Consider the following 18,776-nt stretch of genomic DNA (forward strand, 5'->3'; position numbering starts at 1 on the left):
AAAAAATTTAATCAACTCACTACAAAATCTGTACCGATAGTCATATACCCTAGAACGCTAAATTCTCCGATATCAACACTAGCAATTCCCAAGGCTTTAATTAAGTTATTACTAATACTCTTAATATCCTCAGGTTGAGCATTTTTATCCACAATTGTGTTCAACCAGTGAGTATAAGACCTTTCAAAATCTTGCATTTTAGATTTATCTAGCCAGTGGTAATAAGGGGTTATATGAGCAGGAATTTCTGCACTGATAATGTTATAAATTAGTTTTCTAAAGTTTTCATTTTGAAACTGCCAATTAGGGAATACAAAACTAAGTTGGAAAGAATAAGGATCTCGCGATCGATCTACTTGTACCCATTTTCCTTGTTCTGATTTTACAAATCCTGTTTCTATTTCTATATCGAATGTATCTTCTTGAACATTGCTAATAAAATAAATTCCATTGTAATTATTTGTGCAAAATATTTGTATTTGTTCGTTTTCGTGAAGCCCGTGTAGTATAGAAACACAAGTTACTACTTTGTTTGAAATTGTGTTTGATTTAAATTCCAAAATTTCATAACCTAAATTTAAAAAATTAGGGTTATGATCGGAATTTTGACTGCTATAAGGACGAAGTAAAATATGTTCGACTAAATGAAATCCTTCTGTTTCATTTGATTCATCAGAGAGAGCTAAAGTTTGTCGCTTGTAGGGGATTCCGATTAAGCTGCAAATTCTTTGTTTTAGACCTGATACGTTGTCTGTATCCCAAACTTGACTCGGATCAGTATAATTAAATGCTTTACCTCTTCCAGCACTAATTTGAGGATAGTTTTCTAAAAAAGTAAGTTTATGATTAATTAGTTTCTCTTCCAGGATTGAGTTATATAAAAGTAAAGAATAATCTGTAAATTTTTCACAATACTGTGCTATTAAATAGTTCAGGAAACGGTTTTTTCTTTCTAAATCAGTGTTATTCCATTTATCTGCTGATGAATTATTATTAACTTTGAGGATTTCAGTTGCACCTGGAAACATAGAAACATCATGATAAAAATAGCTGTTCTTGTTATTTCCTTGAAAATGAAATAAATTTTTAGCATGTTCTAATTGAGAAAAATAGTTAGCTAAAAGTTGATCGAAAAACATTAAATAAGCTTGCAGTTGCTTTGCTTGAGCTTTGCGTTGAGGAGAAGCAGAAGCAGGTAAACCTAATTCTCCAATACCGTAATTAGCAGGAAACTCGTTTTGGATTGATTCATAGTCAGATAATTCTCGATATTGTCCTTCAGGGATGGGGATATCTTTTATTTGTGTAGTTGATAGTGATTTTGTGTTTTGCTCTTGTAAGGATGCCAGATGAATTTTAGCTTTAGCCAGGTTCAAATTGCACGGAATTTGTCCTTTATAAAAGCTAATATTATTTGTCAAACTATCTATATTTTTAAGTTGGGGTGTAAGATTAGTATCTAATGCCAACGCCCATTCTTCTAATTCTGACGACTTGTTGCTCGAAAGATTGATTTTCCTAATTGTTTTTATTCCAGGAATATCTAAAATAATCTTAATAAAATCAGAAGTGTGGAGTTCATCTTTCTTAGTGAAGCTCTCAAGTTGTTCATCATCAATAAACCCATGTTCAAGGGGAAAACCCTCAAAAATTGCTTCAGGAGTTTTACCTAGCTCTAGTAATTCTTTTAAAGTTAAGAATCGTAAATGAGGAGAAATAAAATTCTCTAAGTCAAAATATATCTTTGCCATTAATTCATTGACATCAAAGCCTTCTTCTACTTCTATATCGGCTTTGATAGTAATTTCTTCAATGGATAATATTTCGATTGAAGGAAAATCTTCACACAGATTGCGGTGTTGATTAAGTTTAGTTTTTATTTTTTCTATTAAGCTGGCTTCATCAAATATATTCTTTTCTTTTTCAACCATTACCCGATAAAGCCCATTTAAATTGACTTCTTCAGTGAAATCAGAAGCTTTAAAAGTTAATGTATGAAGAATGGAATCGTAATAAATCAGGGGTTGTGAGTTCTTAATGGGTTTTAACCAAGCATTTTTAACACCATCAATGTCAATTAATAGTTTACGATAATCATTAATTGTCAGGGGATTAACGGTGAGAATTTCTCTAGCCGTGAAAAACTGTTTCCTGTTTTCTCCAGGAGAAGGTGCAAGCAAGTCTTTCATCTCGAAGTCAAGCCGATAGCTTAAATCCGTGATGGCATAGCAGAGCTGCTCTAGGATAGTAATACCAGGATCGTGGGTATTGTAATCTGTCCATAGTTTCCCTGCTAGGCGTTCAATGTGCTTTATACCTTCTTGTCGCAATAAAGCAAAATTCATCCCAGGGTGTTCGGGGAGAGTGCTAGAAATCGTAAGGTGTTCAGTCATGGTGATTTTATGGTTTTGGCTAGTGATTTAACTCCCTATTTCCTCTTTTTCTAAAACTTCTACCTTTTCTGGTTTAGATGCAGTACCATTATTTTTTGTTAGTTCTTCTTCTAATACTTGAATTGCTCCTTGAATGCGGAGTAAAGTTTCCCGGACACTTACTTGTTTGGATTCTAAATCTGCGAGGACTTTTTGTCCTGATGCAAATTCAGATTTGAGTTCGGCAAGGCGTTGTTCGAGTTGTTGTTTCATATTTTTTAACTGTTACATCCTATATTACTCATATTATTCAATTTTTGAATTTGGATTTTGAGTTCCTCAATTTCATCATTCATCTCAGTTTTTAGTTGTGCAATTTGGTTATCTATTTCAGTTTTAAGCTCTTTTAATCCTCCTATTGCTAATATGCCAAAGTCAGCATATTTTAATGTTAGCGTTGTTTCATGATTTTCTTGATTTTTTATTTCGCCAACTAGAGATGGAAACAAAGGCTGAACATCTTGTGCAATAAAACCAATTTTCTTAGTTTGAGCATCAGGATTATCTTTCCAATGATAGTTTTTGACATCCATTTGCATTAAACGACTTAAGATATTACCTTCATTTTCGATATTTGTTTTTAACCGGACATCAGAGACAGAATCCCAATTATTGTCACCATCCCATTTTATTACTCTATTGCTATTAGCTTTACCTTGGTATGAGTTCAATACTTTAAATAGCAAGCCGTCACCATCTAAGTACATCGTCAATTCATTCACAGTAGTCTTGAGTTTTAAATCGCCATTCACTTCTAACTTTGCACCAGGATTCGTTGTCCCAATTCCTAAATTGCCGTCAGGATTGATGGTTATTGCGTCTACAATACTCGGTTTACTATCACCTTTCTTTTGGGTTCTGATTCTCAAACCAATATCTCGATTGGACGAGTCGTCTCTTGCTTGAAAATAAGCAATGTTTTGCGTGCTATATTCTTTGAGTTGGATATGGCCTGAAAAGTCGATATTTGTTGTACTACCAACAGATGCAGCAACGGATAAAGAGTCGGTTATAGTTAATTTACCCTTGATGTATTGATTTCCTTCCACAGTTAATTTATAGCTACCTGGGTCAACTGTACCAATCCCAACATTGCCGTCTTTAATGACCATCTGTACTGTTCCTTTATCACCAGGATTTAGTTCAGTGTCATTATGAGTGCCACCTTTGTACCAAACAAAGTTCTTGTCACTGCGGAAATATTGAGTACCATTCTGTACTCCAATGCCATAATTTTCATTCCACAAGTTAATCATCTGTCTTGTAGATGCACCAAAACGAAGACTTTCTGTTACTGATAGATTTCCAGAAATAGTACCAGAAGTAATTTTGTCAGCTGATAAGTTAGGAATACGCTCAACAGCTAATATCCCAGAAGTAATTTTATCAGCTGATAAGTTAGGAATACGCTCAATAGCTAATATTCCTGAAGTAATTTTATTAGTTGATAAGTTAGGAATGCGGTCAACACTCAATATTCCAGAAGTAATTTTGTCAGCCGATAAGTTAGGAATACGTTCAACAGCTAATATTCCTGAAGTAATTTTGTCAGTTGATAAGTTAGGAATACGCTCAACAGCTAATATTCCTGAAGTAATATTTGTTGTATCGATTTTACCCGTAATTGTACCAGTAACTTTTAAATCCCCATTTACCTCTAACTTTGCTCCTGGAGTTGTTGTACCAATCCCTACATTCCCACTACTGCTGGTAATAAAAAGCTTACTACCTCCAGAATTAGAGATATTTAAACCTATTTTATCCTTATCAGGCTTTTGATTAATACTCCAGGTTTTTGTCTCACCTGCATAAAAATCCATTAATTTTTCATCCGTACCCTGTGCCTTAATCTTTAAGGGTGTATCTGCCCCAGATGGCTTTTCTATGCCATCATCTTTAATATTGAGAGTGGATTCAATAAAGTCGGCAAAATCCTGTTGAGAAGGCTTTGTTCCTGTTTTAAATAATCCTTGCAGTTCAGTTCTACTCTTTTGAGCCACAATCTTTACTCCTTTTAACTAACAATAAAATCAATACCGACAATCATGTAACCAACGCCTTCAAAATCCTCCTCATCATAATTTTCTGTGCCAATTAGGTCGATAATATGTTCAGGGGCAGAAACTAAAATTGAATCCGGGTGTTGTACCTGGGCGAGATTAGACTGATTTACCCGATAATAAGTATCTGATTTGCCTTGAGAACCTGCTTTGATACCGATTTGCTCAATTAATTTGAGATTGGCAACATAATCGACATAGGGTCTGTTCTCAATAAAATAGATGAGTGAGGAACTGTGGATTGAACTTCCAAAGGTAATGTCTGCTTGTTCTTCATAGGCCCAGGGGGACAAAAAGCGTTTAATATCTTCATTGAGTTGATTGAGATAGTAACCCTGTTCATATCCATTGCGAAAACGAATACCCACTCTATATTTAATACGTTCGTAGCGGGGATTTTTCACCACAATTTGTACAAATGGTGAGGTATATTTTTGCAGATATGCCTCGATTTCCTTGAGCAAATATAAAGGTGCTTTGGGTTCGAGGGGAAAGAACGGCGCAGTATTAGAAATATCGGGAACTACTACCACTGTTACCTTTGCAGCCTCCGGATTATTTGAGCCAGCAGCAGACGTGATACATTTGGCCTTATAAATTTGGGGAAAATGTTCCAGTACCAGACGTTCGTAATCCCAAGGAGTTATCGCCCTCTGTTTATGGCGCAGTCTTTCACTCACCCGCATAGTAAAAGCGCGGTTATCTTCTTTTGCTTTACCGCCAAATGATGTATGAGGCTGTTGTACTGTTTTGATGGCGGGATCTCGTGTGACAAATCCTTGAATAGAATTAGATGCGAGGGGTTTACTGAAATGCTCGGCTACATTTCCCTGATTGATAAAAGTAGCCCTAACTGCTTGGGTTTTGATGTCCAAAGTATCAGGAATGGCGGTGGTATTTTCCTTGGTGGTGGCTCGTAACCAATGTAAATTACTGGGTAATAAGTTATGCTCAGTAGTGGCTTTGTCTGGGATACTCAAGCGGATAATCCCCGGATCTACTAACCCGTTGGTAGTATCGGAAAGTATCTCTGTGTCTTGAAATTCTCGCCAATTATTACCACTCAAGTAACTCCAGTGAATTTGTGGCGGAGTGAGTTCGCCATTGCCACTTCCCGCTATCATTTGGAAGAGGATGGAAATGTTTTGCGGTGGTTGCAGATTGCAAAGACCTATGTATAAACTGGCTTCTTCTTCATATTGAGGTAGGAGATAATATTGGTTACTTGTTGAGTTATCTTGATTGAGGGTTTGGATATCTGCATAGCCAAAGGGATGAAGATGGAAGATTTGGCTGGATTCATGATTGCTTGGGGACGCTTGCAAGTCAACTTCCGCTGAAGCAGTATAGTCAAGGGAGATAGTTTTTACTTGTGGGGTATAGGGAGGATAAACTGTCAGGTTTTTTTTGTCATCCGTTGCCAAAGCAACCTTATTTAAGACTATCGGATATAAATCATGTGCAAAATCAGGGCTTTCTAATTCCAGTTTGAAATACCTGCGTTGCTCAAAAGGATCGTCTGTATCGGTTTCTAGATTAGAAGTGTCGAGAGTATAGTCAGAAATATTAAAATTTTGATAATTGAGATTAATTGAATTACTTAAAATGCTCCCATTCTGAGAAAAAATAGATTTAGAAGTTTCAATTTTAACCCAGCTTCTATTATTGAGAATTTTCAAACTGGCTTGAAAACTGCTATTGTCAATTTTGGTAATTACCCCAGTGTCCGAATAAGCTTTGTAGTATTCTCCAAAGTTTTTAGGCAGTCCCATCCATTCCATCTTTATGAAAAGACTATCTAATTTTTTGTAACTAATTTCTCGATTGGCGAAGTAAAAGCTCGAACCTGCTTTGGGATTATTACCAAAGGCTTGAAAAGGAGTTTTAATATTTATGACTGAGTTATCATTCCGCAATTGTAACTCCTGAAGATTTTCAACTTTAACTTTTAGGTTTACCTTTTTTAAAAGTACCGATTTAAATTCTTGATAATAAATTGCTTGTTCTTCAGTATCTTTTAATTCTGATACTTGTTTCAACAGAATTTTTACCACCGGATACGGAGTAGTAATAAAAGAGGTTGATTCCTCCACTTTTGGTGGCAAAATACTAGGCAAGGTGGGATCGAGGGTGAAATTAAATTGTAAGCTGTTGAGGTAAATAGCAGAAGTTTGATATAGTTTAATCTTGCCATTACTAACAACCTCTTGAGGAAAATTACCGATACCAATTTGCTGGATATTAGCTTTTTTACTGGTTAATATTCCTGTAATCTCAAATATTTTACTGTCATTCCAGATAAGAATTTCCCCTATATTATTGGAATCAAATGTATCATTAGTAGCTGTCAAGGACACACTTGTAAAGTTACCATTTTCAGGAGTACCCAAAGAGATTTCTGAAGTGTTATAGGATTTAAGTGCTTCTTCTAGAATAAAATCGCCAATTTCATATTTAAATGATTGAGGTTGTATCCATTGAGTTTCACTACTCAAATAAATATCAAAAGGTTGAATTTTACTACTTAGCATTTTTTGGAAAGCATTTCGATTCAACGTTTTCCCTTCAGATGCGAAGGTCAGGGTAATAGTACGTGCACCTTCTCGCAACAACAATATGGGGGAAGTAACTGCAAGACCGAGAGAGTTTTGTAAAGTTTTAGTAAGATTTCCAAAAGTATTAAAGCGTTGTAATTTAGCTGCTTGCCCCTCTTTTATATTAACTGGAGAATTTGGATAAAGATTTTTAATTTCCGTTCTTCCAATGGGAGGATAAGTAAAGTTGATTTTCTTAGTTTGTGCTTTTTCAACGAGTCGATAAACTTCTTCCCAATTAGGATTTACTGTAGTAGCCTGGATTTCCATAATCTTGCGGAAATCTTCTACGCTCATATAAAGTTGTTCTTTGATATATCTAATAACTAGTTCTTGAGTAATATTATTAAATATCTCAACCAAGGTTTTATAATTATTCGGCATTTCCGGTAAATAATCACCAGGATTAGGACTACCGAGAGCCAACTTCATCATTCTCTCGAAGCCTGATTTTTCTCGCTCTTCCTTTAAAGTATTACGCCTTGTGAAAGTAATTTTTTTTCTGTAGGCTTTTTCTGTGAGTTTATAAACCTCTTGCCATTCTAATTCCGTAGGTTTTTTGATATTTTGATTATCCTGATTTATTTGGCGATCGTGTATCTCAAAGCAATATTGGAAATTTTCTATCGTATCAAAAAATAGCTGATTTTCAATATATTGTTTTGCTTCTTGAGAGATTTGCTTAGTATTTTTAAGTGGTTGATAAATACGTTGTTTGAGATAACTAATATCAACAGGTTCGCGATTCAAATCAGGAAAACTATCTCCTTGGTTGGGGCTACCAATTGCCCATCGCAGCATATTTTCAAAAGCGCGATCGCTTTTATTATCTTGTTGATGAATGTCTTCTAAAGTAATGTATTTTTTTTCTATAAATAAAGTTTTAACGCTCGCTACAGTAGCTCGATTAACGATGATGTCTTCATCAGTAGCATAATTGAGATTAATACCTTGGCTATCTTGACCTGCGTTGAGCAAAGTACCCTGTTTAATCAGATGTGTTTCTTCTCCTGGCGCCAACTCAAAAATGACATTAACTTTGTCTGAAACTTCCGCTTTAGTAGCTAATTTCAGTACCTCTTGATAGTAAAAATCGAGATATCTTTGGGTCAGTGCTTTAAACTGTTGCTGCGGATAACGTAATAATTGTAAAAACGTAAATAACAGAACTAGATGAGGCTGAGATAATTGTCTGAGTGTTAATTCATCATCGGCGAAGCTTTCCGGATTATTAATGTAAGCAACCATTTGGTTCACATCTGCCGCAAAGAAAGGTGACCAATCACCTTTTATAGTATTGGACTCATCGTAATAGTTGAGTTTTGTGGCATACTCTTTTACAAAAGTCAGTAAATCTGATAGGTCACGTTCATCAACTGCAACATAATCTGGTTCCAGTTCTCTGAGTAAGCGATCGCGCTGACTAACACCATCCCGAAAAACTCGATCTTTAATTTGCTTGCTTGTATTCATATTCGCTTTTTGGTCGCCTCCTAATGAAGCAATTTTTCTTGTTACCGTTCCCGGAATTAAGTTGCTCTCCTGCTACTGTCAAGCCCACAAAATATTACCTAAATGAGCATTAATCGGTGAGCGATCGCTCGATATCTATTTTCCGAATTAGGCGATCGCACTGCGTTATGATGGGTTGGTTTGATACGCTACTTCATTAACGCACGTTACAAGAGCAGGCGATCGGGCTATCTCCGACTATTGGTGGCTTTTACCATGTCGTATATTCCCATCATTATCCCTTCCCATTCTCCTATGGGTCGCCTTGCGGGCCCTTGCTCTCTCGCTCCTATGGAATCGTACATAGCTCGCTCCTGCGCCGTCCTTGTGTCAAGTCCTGCTTTCGGTGGTCCATACTGAATTACTTCTCTCCTCTGGTTGGCCTGATCGGTGTCCAAGAGAGTCCCATATGCGGGGTTCAGATACTCCAAGTGTCGATTTTCCATTACGACTCCCATTCCCCGTCGTCCCACAGGCCCCAGTTGCTCTGGGCCCAATTTACTACTGTACGGATTAATGCTGCCAGCCAGCACGGGGTCCATGAACGTGTTGTTGGAAGCGTCGCGCTGGGCCAGACCAGTGTTACTGTCCAGGATCGCACCATAATGCCCTCTTAATATCTGATATAGATACTGTTTTACCGTGTAACCACTGAGACCGTCGTTCAACGTATCGGTCTTGTTTATGCCCACAGCTGTACAAATTTCATCTATTACCTGTTCGACCAAGGTAGTATCAACTGCCTGCAACGGGTTTGTCACCTGGGTTGGCAAGCCAGTTGCCACGTCATAAAGGTCGCTCTTATAGTAATGCATCCCTACCAGTTTCTTCGCGAGTTCGCCCCCTCCAGTGTGTGCATTCATCAGCATGAAGTAATTACATAAGAGCGTTAAAAACCCAAGAAAGTCTTTTTCTGCTGCGCTCGATAGGTCGATCTTTGTGGTATCTGGCAAAAATTTTCGTGTCACCTGAACTCTTGGCCACAATCTCTTAATGGCTGTCATAGCCGTTTTTGCTACTGCTACCGAACGTTTCGTCAGCGCTACATTCCTGGCATGTTCCTGTTCTGGTGCATTGTGCCTCGCATATCGAGCCATTCTGTTCTTTTGTTGAGTAGTCTGCTCGAATAAATGGGGTACTTGTGCGAGTTTTATCCCATATGTTGCGTGAAAATACCCTAAACGTGGTTGGAAAAGGGAAGAATTCGGACTGTCTGAGCCGATATAATATGCGTCCACTGGTGCGCCCACAGCCGCTTGTGTATCATTATCTATAGCGTCATACATTCCATTTACTGCGTTCACTACCCCGCGTACCCTCGCTAGAGCCTGAGTCCTAGAAAGGGTATTCTCATCCCATGCTGTTGTCACAACCTCGACAATACTGGCGCCACTCGGCATGAGATTTCCACGGATAGCTTGCAGGCTGTCCTGCTGATTTTGGTTTAGACCGTTATGTGTCGCATATTGGTCTAGCTCTGCCTCGTAGAGTTTATTAAGGGTTCTACTATGGTCAACATTTAGATAACAGTGGCTTGCGACAGTCATATCCACTAAATTCGTATGTCTACCTCCCATTCCTGCATCCATCGGCACATTGTTCATAACTATATTGCCCCCTCCCGCTAGAGATGGCACCGCGATGTTGGCTTTGTGTGTAAACAACATAGGTAGCTCAATTTCAAATCCAAAACGCCTTTGAACTTGGTCGCTTGGAGTTGAGGAGATGGAAATATCGCTTCCAGTATTCTGGTCGTCATGTTTTCGGGTCTCTTTGCGACCAATGCGATCGCCATTCTGCTGCACTACATGGGTCAACTCATGGGCAATCAACTCCTGCCCCTCCCGACTCCCCGGCTGATAGGCCCCCTGCTGAAAAAACACGTCTTGCCCCGTTGTAAACGCCTTCGCCTGAATCGATTGATTCAACTGGTCTGACTGTTTATCCGTATGTACGCTCACTCCACTAAAATCCGCCCCCATCGCCTGCCCCATTGACTGCTGTAGTCCGGTATCCAAAGGCTGTCCGCCACCCCTGGCACTATTAATGGCTGATGTCAAATCCGTTGATGCCTCACCGCCGCCAATTCCTTTGGAACGCTGCACCATCGGCTTCATCCTTAATCCTTCTACCTCCTCCCTGTCTTTACCTTGCACTACCTCACCCGAATTCCCTGGTACAGGACGATTAATTTGCTGTACCACTGATGCTGCTACCCTATCTGCTTCCTGCTCATAACGGTCATTGGCTCTGCCTATGGTCAGCTTTGTTTGCACCAACCCTCCCGCTGCTAAACTGATTCGAGGTGATGCTTTTAGGTGGTTTACAGGGGCAAAATTGGCTTGCCTTTCCTGACGCTTCGGTGCTTGTAAATGGTTACCTTCAGCTTGTAATTTTGATGATATTTTGTCTGTACCTTGGAGCGATTTCTGCACATTAGCGATCGTTTCCCCTGGCTGTGGATAGTCTGATAAGTCATTTGTTTGTGCCAGTGCTGTAGCATTTTGACTATGTTGAGGAAATTTACTTTGTTCAAAAATGCTCTTTTTCTGTACTAACTTAGGTTTGTTTCGAGATGAAACTTGTTGCTTACCCATATTTGCCATATTTCCCTTCCTTTTTCGCTTTTGATTGAGGTGTATATACTGTCACCCTTCTAAATCCTGGCGTAATTAATTTAAAATCAACTTTATAACTGTTTATTGGTAACTGTCTATACCGTATGTGCTTCATTAATATAAAAAGGATAAACCAGATTAAATCGAGAATTAGTCACTCGTACAGTATAAGTAACACTGATGAGCAATAACCCTTCTTTTTCGCTTTCATCAATATTAATATCCTCTACATCGATACGTGGTTCGTGGTACAAAAGCGCATCAGAAATCGTACCTTTAATACCAGTAATTAAACCTTGGCTAATTTCTTCAAAAAGAAACTGACTCAGTTCGCAACCAAAGTCAGGCTGCATAATTCTTTCTGCTGGACGAGTTGAGAGGATAATTTCTAGACTTTGGACAATATCTTCCTCATCCGATACCATCTCCACTGTTCCAGTATCCTGGTTAAATGTGGGAGGAAAACTCCATCCTGTTCCTAAAAAAGAGCTATTTGTTTCCATAGTTTATATGTATTTTTATTTTATAAAAAATTTTAATTTACATTTACTTTTGAACCTTTGATAGTTATATTTTGACCTTCGATAACAATGTCTTTAGCTGATTGAATTTTAAATCCACTATCGTCCATAATCATAGTATTACCATTTTCATCGACTAAGTTAATACCTTTATCCTTTTCCGATAACTTTAAAATATTGCCCTTCGGCGTACTAATTTCAATTAACTTATTTTGATCATCAAAGAGTATTTTTAGTGATTTTTTGGTGACAATCCCTTTTTTATTATTTTCCTGGGTTACAGTAAAACCAGGGGGTAAAGCATTTTTCTCACTATGCAGCGCACCTAAAATTATGGCTTGTCTAGGATCATCATTGATAAAGCCCAGAATTACTTCATCACCTAATTCTGGTCTAAAGAAAATACCTCTTTGATTACCAGCCTCAACAGAAGCTAATCTTGCCCAAATAATACCATCTGTTTCAATCGAGGGGATTCTTACTTTTACCCTAAACTGTTTATCTTTATCATCTTCATACTTATCAACAATACCAATTTGCAAGCCATTAATTGCCGGAACTAATCCTGATGCTGGGGTATCAATAATATTATGATTTTGTTGAGCAAAAAAATCGGCGGATAAACCAAACTGTATATCTGTTTGCCAGCCTTGTTCATTAACCTGATGGCGGATTGCCGTGACTAATGTTTTCCCATTAAAGCGTTTGCTGATACCTGCGACTTCCATAATATCTCCTGGCTTAATATCAGCAAATCCAGGAACTTTGAGGCGGCCTTTAAACATTGACAAACGAGTTTTCAGTAATTTTGCATCAGCCCAAGCTTGTATTTCTTGGCTATCTAATTGACCTGAAGCAATCAATTGATAGTTGTCTGCACCAATAGTTTTTACTGATTCTTCTACTTTTAAATTACCCTGACTAAGAGAGACATTTTTAGCTTTTTGTAGTGCTGATATTGCTTGCGTTTTCACATCCCAAGCTGTACTTTCTACCGATGCATACTGATGACAAATATCAGCTGACATCTCAAATTCGTAAATATCACTGATACCGTATTCAAAGGTATGTTTTGGTAACCCTTTGAGATTAGGCTCTTCTACAGTAATTTTGCCATCATCAGCTAAAACCCAGTGACCATTGACATCTGCACGAGATACAATAAAATCCCAGTCCGTGCAGTAATATTGCACCATTTCTTTATGCTTTGGTTTAGTTGGAGCAATAGATGTACCCGCAGTTTTGATAATTTTTTCAATAATTTCTTTGTCTGTCATATCTCGAAAGACAGCACTTTTTCTTTGATGAGTTAGTTTAATTGCTGCGTCTTTTAAGTCAACAGTTAGGAAAGAACCATATCGATCTACTTGCAGGGAATGTCTAACTACAACACCCGCAAAAACCGTTGCTTCGTTTTGTGCTTCACCTTCATAACGAAGCTTGATTTCGATTTTATTACCGGGTTTAAAAAAGTCTGTATTACTAATCGTAAATTCCCGCTTAGCAGCGTCACCATCTAGTAAAATTATTTGAGCGATCGGGATTTTATTCACCTCTTTAATAACATCAATAGATATGACGTTGTATTCAGGGTTCATCGTTGACCCCTCACTCAAAATTGTTACTGTAACGACACCACTCATTATGTTTATACTTCTTTAATTGGCGGTAGTTTTATATTCGTTCCTGGTTTCAGTTTTCTGAAGTTATTGAGATTATTAGCACAAGCAAGCTGGATATAATAAGTAGAATTGCCGTATACTTCTTGAGCTATTAAAGGCAATTTATCTCCACCCTTAATAGTTTTAGAGTGAGATAAATCTGGTGAGTTTTTATTTTCTTGTTTAATCCGCTTGGAATCTTGTATGTCACCTATAAAAACTGTATCTAACTCGGCTCTTATCGGTTGTCCACTCCGGTTAAACAGCGTATAGTTAACATTAACGGATTGGAGGCGGCAATCAAAAATTAAGTCCCCCCATTCAATTTTGAGAAATTTAGGTTCATGGGTCTTGCCATCCATATAAGTAGTTAACTCAAGAAAGTAATTTACTTGCTTGTAAACATCTTTCGTTCCTTTCAGCTTACCCAGAAATGAAGCAGCTGCAAACCCATAAAGCCCATAATCTGATACCCCTGTGTCATCTAAAATTAACTTGAGGGACAAATTCTGAGGTTTGCTGAGAGAATATTTTGCAGTGCGGCCAGTGGTATTAATCCCCTGATAAGATTGATAAACATTCTCATATTTTAAAGAATAAGATTCCGGATTAAACATGGCTTCAAAGGTTTCTTGTGGTAAACCAATCCGAAGTCTATTGCCATAAACACGAATCTTCAGCTTTTCTAATTTAAAAGGGTTTTTAAGCATATATTTCCCTTATCTTTCTTGCTTACGCTCCAAAATTTTTAGCACCTGTGCCACACAAGCAGCAATGATTTCTTGTTTTTCTTTAGAATTGCCTTCAATTTGGGATTCGTAATTACTATCATTACTATCGACAATGTTGGCACGAATAATTAATTCTTTGATTTCCACAGGCATAGCTAAATACTCACACTTTGAAATCTTGCGTAGGCTAATTCCATCGTATCTATAACCACTGCATTGGCATTAGCATCTAGATCAGATACTGTCCATTTCACGGGATAAGCTCTCTTAAATAACCAACTAGAAAGAGGAATACTATTCTCATTAAGCAACATAACTAAGACATTGCTGGGTGTAAATCTCATGGAACTCATGGCAATATTAAACTCTGCATTCAGGGGAGAGCCAATCATCATTCCTCTTTCTAAAATCAGATTATTATAAGTGACATGAGTGGGCAAACGATGTCTGAATATATTTTCACCGCCTTCACGAATGTCTGTTGTCTCTATTTCCGCAGAAATTCCCGATACTCTTTGAAAGCGAATATCTAACGGATTAGGCACAATTCCGGCAATGAAGAAGACGACCATAAAATAAAATCCAACAGGAGGATTTTCTGTTAAAGTAAGTTCCGGAATGGGAAATTTATCTGCCATCAAATGAGAATTTTTGCAAAAATCAATAAAAAGGGTAAAAATGATTCATTATCCGGGATAGTCAATCTTGAGATCGTTAGCCATTAGATCCAAACTTTCAATAGCAACTTCATTGCTAGTTGCATTAAATGATGGTGCATCTAGTTTCTTAGGAAAAGCATTTATAGCTGTCCAGGAGACAACTGCTGCACCTGTTTCGTCTAATAAATCAATCCGAATATCGCGCTTGGCTACAGTATTCAATTTAACGCTACTAATCCAGCTAAATAAATAGCTGTCTTTTCTGACAATGCCTTTTTTTAGGCTTAAATTAACAGGAGTGCTTAATCCTGGCATATACTTTGCTCCGTCTTTATAACTCATGCCATCTCTATAAGTGATGGTTTCATATTCAATGCTTAATCCCGATACTTCTGAGAAAGCATGGGAATCATCTCCATCTATAGTAACTCGGTAATAAAAGACAGGAATTGGATAATTATTTTTGATATCTTCTGTTGACGTTGCCATAATTTATTTGCCCTTAAAAATGAACTGTTTTTACTATTATTGATAAGGTGGGTAATATCCACCTTACTGCCCAGTTTGCCCTATGCTTCCTGTAACTTGTGGGAAAACTTCAGGATAATGAACTCAGCCGGACGAACTGCTGCAAGACCAATTTCCACAATCATGCGTCCTTCCAAAATATCTTGTGCTGTCATGCTTTTTCCGAGTCCAATATTGACAAAATAAGCTTGTTCTGGTGTAGTACCAGCCAGCGCACCTTGTCGCCATAATCCTTCTAAATAACTTTCAATTAGAGATTTCACTTTTAGCCAAGTGATGGCGTTGTTGGACTCAAAAACAACAAATGCGGTGGCTTTCTGAATTGATTCTTCAATGAGATTGAACAGTCGGCGCACAGGTATATACCGCCATTCATTGTCATTACCAGCTAAAGTTCTTGCACCCCAAATTAAGGTTCCTTTCCCGGTAAAACTACGAATAGCATTGATGGATTTACCTGCGGTGGGATCTATGTTGAGATTCTCTTGTTCTTCGTTGCTAATTTTGACCGTAGGAGCAAGTACTGATGCCAAGCTAACATTAGCAGGTGCTTTCCAAACTCCCCTGTCCCTATCTACTCTGGCATATATTCCTGCTACAGCAGCACTTGGAGGTAATACAACTCGCTTTTTAGCTATCTCAGTCTGAATTCTGTTGTAGAGATCGGTGTTTGTGGTTTTGCTATTAGTCAGCTTTTCACCTTGTGTATCAGCATTTTCTCCAACTCCTTTGATAGTTACAGAATCATCGGTGTAATAGTAGTTGAGTGAGGTTTGCAAGTAGGGATAATAAGCTGCACCATACTTTAATTCATGTGTTTCTGTGCCAATAAAACCTCGGAATTTCTCAACTCCCCCTGTCTTATCCCCTGTCTTATTCCCTGTCTGATTTTTTTTCTCTTCCAGAACATCGAAAATAGCAAATCTATCTTTTAACTTATTGCATTGCTTCAAAGCTTGCTGACAAAGCACGTAATAATCGGGTTCACTTAAATTTACTGCATCGGTCAGTAGTATTAAGGTAGGTTCATCTTCTTTTTCTAAAGCTGATAAACCTGGGTCAAAATCAGCTTTTTTCAGACCTCCTGTACTGTATCTACCCACCGAAATTATATAACAACCACCCCCACCATTATCAAAATACAGACGCAAAGCGTAATACATTAAATAGTTGAGTGCAGGAGTGCTAACGCTAGTAATTACGCCTGCTTCATTTGTAACTTCAAAGTTAGATGCTTGAGCTTTTCCAAACAACGTTTCATACTCAAGGAGTGAACTAATTCGAGTTGGTTTATTAGTTAAATCTTCATCGCCTTGTTGAGCTTTTTCTGTGTAACCAAGAAAGGCGGGAATCGCTGTAGATACATCGGCGACTGAGGGGGGAAATGTAGAAATTTCCTCGACATAAACGTTGGGAGTTTTATAAGTTACCATGTTTCAATCCTTTTTTGAAGTTTTATAGATATTTCAGGGCATTAATTACTTGAATCCCATTATAATTAGGGGGATTAGGTAAATGTTCTATCCATACAATTGGATTGCTGCTTTCACTCTTTTTCTGCTTTAAAAGCTGAATATTTTTTATCCCTGCTTCCTGACAAGCAATTTCTGAGTCAGATCTAAAGAGATATTGTTGAGATTGAGGAAATTGTTGCTTAAGAACCAAAAATATAGAATCTGTTTTTTCAGCTTCAGCACTCGTAAATTTGGTAAATTTAATTTCTGTTTTCCTGGTTGTATCTTTGTCTTGAATCAAGAATTCGTCGCCATTAGTTTCACCATCAGTGAGTAAGTAATAATGCCACTGTTGTTTTTTGGCTTGAAAAGTAATTTTATATTCACTACCCTGGTTGAAAATTTGAGACATGGAAGAGTGATTATAAATATCCACGATGCCAAAAATATTGTGTCCACTGAACAATTTTCGGTCAGATAATTTAGTTTTAGTTATTTCTAAATTTGATGCTTCAAGGTTAGTATTTTTTTCATTACTAAACTGATAAATATCATTAATACCTGGCTTCCAATCAATTTCTGTAAAATCTATAAAATCTTGATTTTTGAGTTTCAATATAAAACTAAATTGCAAATTGTCAGCAAGTTCTATCAAGGGCCTATTTTCCGAATCTACTGGTGCAATTACCACTATTCCGTTAATTTTATTTTTGACAATCAGACGATGACCATTAAGTATTTTGTTACATTTACTTGTAGGTTCAAGATTGAAGTCAGGACATATTTTATCTTGATAATATTCGTGAATAATCCTCAATTCAAATAGTTTTTTGTAAGGCATAATCTAGATGATTTGTGATATTATATGTTGTTTGTAAAAAACTATATATTTGAAGTCAGAACTACCTTCTCAGTTATATCAGAGCCAACTTCCACCGTATCTGCATCTGTAAAGACAACCATTCTGACTTTATAAATCGCTGAAGGCATGTAAAACATACCCAAACCAGCCCAAACCTCTCTTTGTTCGGTAAACGATAAATTAATCAGTTCGAGGGTCAATTTTGCTATTTCAGAATTCAGTGTTGGAGAGTTATGGTGATTGAATAACCGATGACTTTGAAAAAATTTGATAATTAGGGATAAAAATTGTAAAGATTGCCTGTAATCAGTAAAATTTGCAGCAAAGAGAACATATAAATTGAGGTAAATATTAGGGTTTTTTGGTGGGTTACTACCTTGATTAGGTATCCTTTCATAGGCTGCACCAGAACGAAAAGTATAGTCTTCTTCTAGATTGACTAATAAGGTAGTAATGGCATCATTTTGGAAGGAAACTTCTTTCTGATTTCGTTCCTGAACAAATACAACCTCAAAGTCCTGTGCTCCGGTTTTGACTCGGATGTAGCTGTTGAGTTGTTCCTTGAGGAATGAGAGGACATGCTCTATCATAGGCAATAATCCAATAATAATTATTAATTTTTCCTATTCAAAACAACACACTATTTCTAGAACATAACAATTATTAACTATCAAAAAAAATTGATAACTAATCGTGAGCTAAGAGTTTATTTATAAAGTAAATATTAACTAAGATGTGTCATGACTATGTAAGTATTTGGGAATTTGAGACAGTGAGAATTAGCCGCAAGACACTATATTTATCAGTGCGTTATAGCAACACTTAACGCACCTAAAATTTCAGGTTTACTTTATAAATCATCTCTACCTTAGCAAAGGAAACAAATCGTATTTCTTTGACTATTTACTGCTGAAACAATAGTCGTGAGTATAACAACAACCTTGTCTGTCAAGTTAAATACAAAATATAACTTTACATTTTATGTTTTATTAAAAATATGTCTTGAAATTATTGACGTTGCTGAATTTAGGTATGAAAATGGTTAAGTGATTTGTCTGATTTCAAAACAATTGTTACAGACGCTTTAAACAGCGCGTATCTACACGAAAAATGATATATCTAAATCAGCGACACTAAAATTATT

Annotated in this window: 14 protein-coding genes; all 14 read right to left on the reverse strand. The window is 37.1% G+C overall.

The features are described 5' to 3' along the window. Positions 1–11 precede the first annotated feature (11 nt). Positions 12–2,393, reverse strand: coding sequence for a hypothetical protein (locus ACM0OY_RS19030; protein ID WP_414570412.1), 2,382 nt, complete (start codon positions 2,391–2,393; stop codon positions 12–14). Between the two features lie 27 nt (positions 2,394–2,420). Next, positions 2,421–2,645, reverse strand: coding sequence for a hypothetical protein (locus ACM0OY_RS19035; protein ID WP_414570413.1), 225 nt, complete (start codon positions 2,643–2,645; stop codon positions 2,421–2,423). Positions 2,646–2,650: 5 nt separating this feature from the next. Beyond that, positions 2,651–4,432: a tail fiber domain-containing protein gene (locus ACM0OY_RS19040; RefSeq protein ID WP_414570414.1), complete on the reverse strand. Its 1,782-nt coding sequence runs from the start codon at positions 4,430–4,432 to the stop codon at positions 2,651–2,653. Between the two features lie 14 nt (positions 4,433–4,446). Further along, entirely contained in the window at positions 4,447–8,559 is a 4,113-nt protein-coding gene (locus tag ACM0OY_RS19045) for a hypothetical protein (protein ID WP_414570415.1), read from the reverse strand. A 227-nt stretch (positions 8,560–8,786) separates the two neighbouring features. Next, entirely contained in the window at positions 8,787–11,204 is a 2,418-nt protein-coding gene (locus ACM0OY_RS19050) for a DUF4157 domain-containing protein (RefSeq protein ID WP_414570416.1), read from the reverse strand. A gap of 107 nt (positions 11,205–11,311) precedes the next feature. Then, positions 11,312–11,719, reverse strand: a complete 408-nt coding sequence (locus ACM0OY_RS19055) for a GPW/gp25 family protein (protein WP_414570418.1) — start codon at positions 11,717–11,719, stop codon at positions 11,312–11,314. A 32-nt stretch (positions 11,720–11,751) separates the two neighbouring features. Further along, positions 11,752–13,380 (reverse strand): type VI secretion system tip protein VgrG, encoded by a 1,629-nt coding sequence (gene vgrG, locus ACM0OY_RS19060; protein WP_414570419.1) that lies wholly within the window; start codon positions 13,378–13,380, stop codon positions 11,752–11,754. A gap of 5 nt (positions 13,381–13,385) precedes the next feature. Beyond that, positions 13,386–14,108 (reverse strand): CIS tube protein, encoded by a 723-nt coding sequence (locus tag ACM0OY_RS19065; protein WP_414570420.1) that lies wholly within the window; start codon positions 14,106–14,108, stop codon positions 13,386–13,388. 9 nt (positions 14,109–14,117) lie between these two features. Next, positions 14,118–14,282, reverse strand: coding sequence for a DUF5908 family protein (locus ACM0OY_RS19070; protein ID WP_414570421.1), 165 nt, complete (start codon positions 14,280–14,282; stop codon positions 14,118–14,120). Between the two features lie 2 nt (positions 14,283–14,284). Continuing rightward, positions 14,285–14,767, reverse strand: coding sequence for a phage tail protein (locus tag ACM0OY_RS19075; protein WP_414570422.1), 483 nt, complete (start codon positions 14,765–14,767; stop codon positions 14,285–14,287). A 48-nt stretch (positions 14,768–14,815) separates the two neighbouring features. Further along, on the reverse strand, positions 14,816–15,277 hold the full coding sequence (locus ACM0OY_RS19080) for a phage tail protein (RefSeq protein ID WP_414570423.1): 462 nt from the start codon (positions 15,275–15,277) through the stop codon (positions 14,816–14,818). A gap of 80 nt (positions 15,278–15,357) precedes the next feature. Then, positions 15,358–16,749 carry a phage tail sheath family protein gene (locus tag ACM0OY_RS19085; protein ID WP_414570424.1) on the reverse strand — a complete coding sequence of 464 codons (1,392 nt, stop codon included), beginning with the start codon at positions 16,747–16,749 and terminating at the stop codon, positions 15,358–15,360. A gap of 22 nt (positions 16,750–16,771) precedes the next feature. After that, the gene (locus ACM0OY_RS19090; RefSeq protein ID WP_414570425.1) at positions 16,772–17,611 is read right to left on the reverse strand and encodes a hypothetical protein; all 840 of its coding nucleotides are present in this window, start codon (positions 17,609–17,611) and stop codon (positions 16,772–16,774) included. A gap of 41 nt (positions 17,612–17,652) precedes the next feature. Beyond that, positions 17,653–18,222 (reverse strand): DUF4255 domain-containing protein, encoded by a 570-nt coding sequence (locus ACM0OY_RS19095; RefSeq protein WP_414570426.1) that lies wholly within the window; start codon positions 18,220–18,222, stop codon positions 17,653–17,655. Between the last annotated feature and the right edge of the window lie 554 nt (positions 18,223–18,776).

The organism is Nostoc sp. CCY 9925, from assembly GCF_963920935.1.
In the GTDB taxonomy this organism is placed as follows: Bacteria; Cyanobacteriota; Cyanobacteriia; order Cyanobacteriales; family Nostocaceae; genus Nostoc.

Excerpts from the sequence above, each read along its gene's own strand:
- ACM0OY_RS19030 (WP_414570412.1), bottom strand. The coding sequence starts at position 2,393 with ATGACTGAACACCTTACGATTTCTAGCACTCTCCCCGAACACCCTGGG.
- ACM0OY_RS19035 (WP_414570413.1), bottom strand. The coding sequence starts at position 2,645 with ATGAAACAACAACTCGAACAACGCCTTGCCGAACTCAAATCTGAATTT.
- ACM0OY_RS19045 (WP_414570415.1), bottom strand. The coding sequence starts at position 8,559 with ATGAATACAAGCAAGCAAATTAAAGATCGAGTTTTTCGGGATGGTGTT.
- ACM0OY_RS19050 (WP_414570416.1), bottom strand. The coding sequence starts at position 11,204 with ATGGCAAATATGGGTAAGCAACAAGTTTCATCTCGAAACAAACCTAAG.
- ACM0OY_RS19055 (WP_414570418.1), bottom strand. The coding sequence starts at position 11,719 with ATGGAAACAAATAGCTCTTTTTTAGGAACAGGATGGAGTTTTCCTCCC.
- vgrG (WP_414570419.1), bottom strand. The coding sequence starts at position 13,380 with ATGAGTGGTGTCGTTACAGTAACAATTTTGAGTGAGGGGTCAACGATG.
- ACM0OY_RS19065 (WP_414570420.1), bottom strand. The coding sequence starts at position 14,108 with ATGCTTAAAAACCCTTTTAAATTAGAAAAGCTGAAGATTCGTGTTTAT.
- ACM0OY_RS19070 (WP_414570421.1), bottom strand. The coding sequence starts at position 14,282 with ATGCCTGTGGAAATCAAAGAATTAATTATTCGTGCCAACATTGTCGAT.
- ACM0OY_RS19075 (WP_414570422.1), bottom strand. The coding sequence starts at position 14,767 with ATGGCAGATAAATTTCCCATTCCGGAACTTACTTTAACAGAAAATCCT.
- ACM0OY_RS19080 (WP_414570423.1), bottom strand. The coding sequence starts at position 15,277 with ATGGCAACGTCAACAGAAGATATCAAAAATAATTATCCAATTCCTGTC.
- ACM0OY_RS19085 (WP_414570424.1), bottom strand. The coding sequence starts at position 16,749 with ATGGTAACTTATAAAACTCCCAACGTTTATGTCGAGGAAATTTCTACA.
- ACM0OY_RS19090 (WP_414570425.1), bottom strand. The coding sequence starts at position 17,611 with ATGCCTTACAAAAAACTATTTGAATTGAGGATTATTCACGAATATTAT.
- ACM0OY_RS19095 (WP_414570426.1), bottom strand. The coding sequence starts at position 18,222 with ATGATAGAGCATGTCCTCTCATTCCTCAAGGAACAACTCAACAGCTAC.